Consider the following 6297-nt stretch of genomic DNA (forward strand, 5'->3'; position numbering starts at 1 on the left):
TCCGGCGACCGCTCCACCAGCATCGCCACCGGCTGATCCGCCGTCACTCCATGCGCCCGCAGCACGCGAGCCACACGGTTCGCCCGCTCGTTCAGCTCGCCGTAGGTCAGTTGCTCACCCTCGAACACCACGGCTATCCGGTCCGGCGTCCGCTCGACCTGCTCCTCGAAGACCGCGTACAGCGGCTTATTTTGCGGATAACGGTCATCCGCCGTAGCGTTAAACTCCGTCTGAAGCTGGGCAGCTTCTTCCGGCGTGATCATTTCCAGCTCCGCCAGCTTCGCCTGCGGGCTGTCCGCAATGGCTCCCAGCAAGCGGACGAAGTGACCCGCCATCCGTTCGACCGTTTCGCGCTTGTACAGCGCGCCGGCATACCGGAGGCTGAACTGCAGCTCATCCTCCGCTTCGGCGGCATTGAGCGTCAAGTCGAACTTCACCGCGTCATGTCCGCTCGGGTACGGCTTGAACGTCAAGCCTTCGATGCCCAGCTCGCCTTCTTCGGTATTTTGCAGTACGAACATCGTGTCGAACAGCGGACTGCGGCTCATGTCCCGCTTCACCTGCAGCTTCTCGACCAGTTCCTCGAACGGATAATCCTGGTGCTCGTACGCCTTGAGCGCATGCTCCTTGATTTCCTGCAAGTACCCGAGGAACGTCTTTTCGCCCGCCGGATAGCTCCGCAGTGCCAGCGTGTTCACGAACATCCCGATCACCGGCTCCAGATCCGCATGCGGACGGCCTGCAATCGGCGTACCCACGACGACGTCTTCCTGCCCGCTATATTTGTGCAGCAGCGTCATGTAAGCCGCCAGCAGTACCATGTATAGCGTCGAGCCGGTTTGTGCCGCCAGTTGGTGAAGCTTCTCGCTTCCGGCTTGGCCGAGCGTGAACGTCACCGTATCGCCCTCGAAGCTGCGCACCGCCGGTCTCGGATAATCCGTTGGCAGATCCAGCACCGGGAGCTCCCCGCGGAACACGTCCAACCAGTACGCTTCCTGACGCTTCATCCATTCGCCGTGCACGTCCGCCTGCTGCCAAGCTGCGTAATCCTTGTACTGAATCCGCAGCGGCGGCAACTCCTCGCCTCCGTACAGCCGCACGAATTCATCGGTCAGTACGCCCATCGACACGCCGTCGGAGATGATGTGATGCATATCCAGCATCAGCAGATGACGGTCCGGACCAAGCTCGATCAAGCCTGCACGCAGCAGCGGCGCCTGCTCCAGATCGAACGGCCGCACGAAGCGGCGGATATGCGCTTCCGCTTCCTCCTCGTTCGCCCGCGCAACCTCCAAGCAGAACGGCACCTCTTCGGCAGCCCGTACTTGCTGCACCGGCTCGCCGTCAATCAGCTTAAAGCCGGTCCGTAGCGTTTCGTGACGCGCAATCAGCCCGCGGAACGCTGCTTCCACCTGCCCGCGGTCAAGCGGTCCTTCCACCGTCAGCACCGACGGCATGTTGTAGCTGAGTGCCTCGCCTTCCAGTTGGTTCAGCACGTACAGCCGCTTCTGTGCAGACGACGCCGGGTAATACTCGCTTTCGGCCGTTACCGGGATGGACGCATATGCCACTTGCTCCATCTCTTCGATCGCACGCGCCAACTGCTCGACCGTGGGATATTCGAAGATGCTGCGCAGCGGCAGCTGCTTGTTCAGCTCTTTATGAATCTTCGAAGCCAGCGTCGTCGCCCGCAGCGAATGTCCTCCGATGTCGAAGAAGTTTTCCTTCACCCCGACATGCGCGGTGCCCAGCACCTCCTGCCAGATCTGTACCAGCTTCGCTTCCACCCACGTCCGCGGCGCGACGTAGTCCACGCCCGTCTGCACGCTTCCTTCCGGCGCCGGCAGCGCCTTGCGGTCGATTTTGCCGTTCGGCGTCAGCGGCATTTGCTCCAGCTGTATGAAGTACGACGGCACCATGTAATTCGGCAGCTCCGCCGCCAGCGCGCTTCTCAGCTCGCTTACCGCCACCTCGCGGTCCGCTACGAAGTACGCGCACAGTTGGTTTTGCCCGGAGGCATCTTCCCGCGCGATCACGATCGTTTCTTGGACGGCGGATGCGACCTTCAAAATCTGCGCCTCTACCTCGCCCAGCTCGATCCGGTAACCACGGATTTTGACCTGATGGTCGATCCGGCCCAAATATTCGATGTTGCCATCCGGCATCCATCGTGCCAAGTCCCCGGTCCGGTACATCCGCTCGCCTTCCGCGAACCGGCTCATGACGAACTTCTCCGCCGTGAGCTCCGGCCGGTGCAGGTAACCCCGGGCAAGACCCGCTCCCGAGACGCACAGCTCTCCGGCTACGCCGATCGGCAACAAATGCCCGTGCGGGTCGACCATATAGACGCGGTGGTTCGGAATCGGACGGCCGATCGAGATTATCACGTCCGCCGTCGGATCAGCGGACACCGGCCATACGGTCGTCGCTACGGAGTTCTCCGTCGGGCCGTAGCCGTTATAGTACATCACCCGATCTTTCCATTTTTGCACCAATTCCGCCGAAGAAGCGGAACCGGCCGTGAACAGAATGCGCAGGTCCGGCATATGATCGGGATCGAGATAGACCGCATAGGTCGGCGGCAGTGTCGCCACGGTAATGCCGTGCCCAGCCATATACTTCTCAAACCATTCGTAGTTCAGGATCGTCTGCGACGTCGGGATATATAATGTGGCTCCGCAGAACAACGCTTGGAAAAACTCCCAGCAAGCGGCGTCGAACGAATAGCTCGCGAACTGTACGACTTTGTCGTTCGGCCCGATATGCAACGTATGGTCGAAATACGTTTTCAGGTTGCACAATCCGTGGTGCTCGACCATGACCCCTTTCGGCTTGCCCGTCGTTCCCGACGTATAGATGACATAAGCCAAATCGTCCGGTCCCGACACCGGCGCCAAGTTCGAGCCGTCTTCGCTGTACGCGTCCGCCGCATCCAGCTCCACAACGCTCCCCGCGAACGCGACGCGATCCCGAAGCCCGCTTTGCAGCAGAAGCAGCTCCGCGCCCGAATCGTCCAGCATATAGCGGATGCGCTCCTCCGGATATTCCGGATCGATCGGCACATATGCGCCCCCGGCTTTCAGAATGCCGACGATGCCGACAATCAGATCCAGTGATCGTTCGGTCATCAGCCCGACGAGGCGGTCCTTTGTTACGCCGCGGTCCCGCAGCGTACGCGCCAGCCGGTTCGCCCGCTCGTTCAGCTCGCGGTACGTCAGCCGCTCGCCTTCGAAGTAGACGGCGGTATGATCCGGCGTCCGCTCCGCCTGCGCTTCGATCAAGCCGTGAATCGTCTGCTCCCGTGGATAGTCCGCCGCCGTCGCGTTGAACACGTCGACGATCTGCGCTTTCTCCTGCGGCGTCACCACTCCCAGCTCGCTGACGCGAATTTGCGGATTGGCCGCGATCTGCTCCAGCACATGGATGAAATGATACTGCATCCGTTCGATGCTCGCCCGGTCGTACACAAGCGCGTTGTATTCAAAACGAAGCTTGACCGCTTCGCCCGGCATGACCAGCAGGTTGAAGTCATAGTTCGTCTGCTCGACCATTTGCGCGTCGACGATCTCGAATTGGTCGCGCTCGGCGTTCCCGAGCTGTTCCACCCGTTCTTCCACAGGATAGTTTTCAAAGACCATAATATGGTTGACCAGATCCTGCTTCTGCTCCGTCAGTGCCTGAATCTCGTAGAGCGGATACGTTTCGTAAGCTTGGGAAGCAATCGCCTGCTCCTGACCTCTTCGCATGACGTCCGCGAACCGCTCTTCCGCCTCGCAGCGGACGCGCACCGGAATCGTATTGATGAACAAGCCGATCATGTTCTCGATGCCCGGAATTTCCGCCGGACGTCCCGATACGACGCTGCCGAACACGGCATCCTGGCTGCCGTTGTATTTATGAAGCAGCAGTCCCCATACGGTTTGCAGCAGCGTATGAAGCGTTACCCGATGCTGCTTGGCAAGCTGATCGATCTTGCCGGTTAACGGCTTGCCGAGGTCGCAGAACAACGTCTCGAACTGCTGCCCTTCGGTCTTAACCTGCGGCTTGCCGGTCGGCAGCAGCGTTTGCTGCTCGTAGCCGGCCAGATAGCCGCTCCAATAACGCGCGGCTTCTTCCGCATCCTGCGCTTCCAGCCATTCGATGTACTGACTGTACGGCGTGACGTGAGTCAGCTCGGGCTGCTTATGCTGCATGAGCGCGAAGTAGCTTTCGAACACTTCGCTGGTCATCAGTGCCACGCACCAGCCATCCATCAAAATATGGTGCGAACTCCACACAAACCGGTACGTCTCTTCACCCGTACGCAGAACCGACACGCGCATCAGCGGATCTTTTTCCAGGTCGAACCCTCGGACCCGGTCCTCGCGAATAAACGCATCGAGGTAAGCGGCGCGTTCGGTCTCGTTCATGTCGCACAGATCCATATAGGCGAACCCGTTCTCTTTGCTGCGGAAGACGACCTGCACCGGCTGGTCCTTCCATCCAATGAGGAAGTTCGTCCGGAAAATTTCATGTCTTTGCAGCAGCAGATTCAAGCTGTTCTCAAAGATCCCTACATCCAAGCGTCCGCGCAGTTCAAACGTCGTTTGCTCGAAGTAAGCTCCCGATTGTGCGTCTAACAGGCTGTGGAACAGCATACCTTTTTGCATCGGCGTGAGCGCATAGACGTTCTCCAGCTCTCCGATCGCTTGAGTGCGTTCCGCAAGCTGTTCCAGCTCCTCGATGGTCAATCCCTTGAGCAGGACGTCGCTTGGCGTCAGCTCCGGCCGTTCCTTCGCCGCACAGTGGGCGATGATGGTCCGCAGACTTTCCTCCAGCAGCCCGGCCAGCCGCTCCATCGTTTCCCGGCGGTACTCCTTGCCGCTGTAGCGGATCGTCAGCTGCAGTGCGCCTTCCGAAACGAGACCGTTGATGTCGAGCGCGTATTGCTTGGCCGCGTTTTGGCTGAGCTCTGCGCCCGCCGAGTAAGGCGATATCCCGATGGCGCTGCTTTGCACGTCCTGATCGAACTGCCCCAAATAGTTAAAGCTGATTTCCGGCTCGGTGACGAAGACCTCGTCTTCCTTCCGCGCCGACAAGTATCTCAGGATGCCGTAGCCGACTCCTTTTTGCGGGATGCGGTGCAACCCTTCCTTGACCCGCTTGATCCGCTGCACTACGTTCATGCCTTGACCCATGTCGAGCACGACAGGGAACTGGCTTGTAAACCAGCCAACGGTACGCGTGATGTCAAGCTCGGGAAGAATGGCCTCGCGGCCATGGCCTTCCAGATTCACCAGCACCTGCTCGATGCCGCTCCATTCGTGTACAGCCATGCCGAGCGCCGTTAGCAGCAGGTCGTTCATTTCCGTGCCATAGGCGCGGTGAGCTTTCTTCAGCAGCAGCTCCGTTTCCTGCGGCGTCCAGGCGGCCGTGGCGGTCTCGCTGTCCCGATTGAGCGATTGCGAGCCGGCGAAATCTTTCGGCAGCGGACGATAGTTGGCCCGTTCGATTGGCTGCCAATATGCCCGTTCGCGTTCCATCACCGGTCCGTTCGCATAGAGCGCCAGCTGCTCCGCCCACGCCCGGAACGAATCCGTTTTGTTCGGGAATCGGATCGCTTCTCCGCGGACAGCCTGCTCGTACCCGGTCGCGATGTCCTCGAACAAAATGCGCCACGATACCCCGTCGACCACCAAATGGTGGATCGCAATCAGCAGGTGGTCGCCGTCCGGGCAGCGGAACAGCCCGAGCTTCATGAGCGGCCCGTTACCAAGGTCGATGCTGCTTTGAATTTCGTTCGCTTTCGCTTCCACGGCTGCCGCGACATTCGCCGCGCCGCTGAAATCCGACACTTCGAGGCTGAAAAGCTCGCCTTCGTCGGTCCCCCGGCTCCAAGCGGCACAGCCGCCGCCGGTTGCCCGGAACACCGTGCGCAGCGCGTCGTGATGCTCGGCGATCTTCTTCATCGTCACGCGCAGCGCCGCTTCGTCGAAGCCTTCCTTGCGGTACAGCATAACCGACTGGTTATGATGGTGCGCGTCGGCCAACTTCTGCTCAAAGAACCAGAGCTGAACCGGCGTCAGCTGCATTTCTCCGACGACTTCGCTTTGATCCGCCATGCGGGTCGCAGACCGGACGCGGCGGCTCAGGTCGGCCACAGTCGGGTAGGCGAACAAGTCCTTCATGTCCAGCTTGTAGCCGGCTTGCAGCAAGCGCGAAGCCACCTGCAGCGCTTTGATCGAATCGCCGCCCAGTTCGAAGAAGTTGTCCAGGATGCCGACCTTTTCTACGCCCAGCACGGCCTGCCATACCGTC

Annotated in this window: 1 protein-coding gene; it reads right to left on the bottom strand. The window is 60.2% G+C overall.

All coding sequences use genetic code 11. From position 1 onward, the window contains the following. A partial coding sequence (locus tag PEL01S_RS33785; protein WP_127463304.1) for a non-ribosomal peptide synthetase occupies positions 1-6297 on the bottom strand: 6297 nt, incomplete at both ends.

It is taken from the genome of Paenibacillus elgii NBRC 100335, assembly GCF_004000865.1.
GTDB lineage: Bacteria > Bacillota > Bacilli > Paenibacillales > NBRC-103111 > Paenibacillus_G > Paenibacillus_G elgii.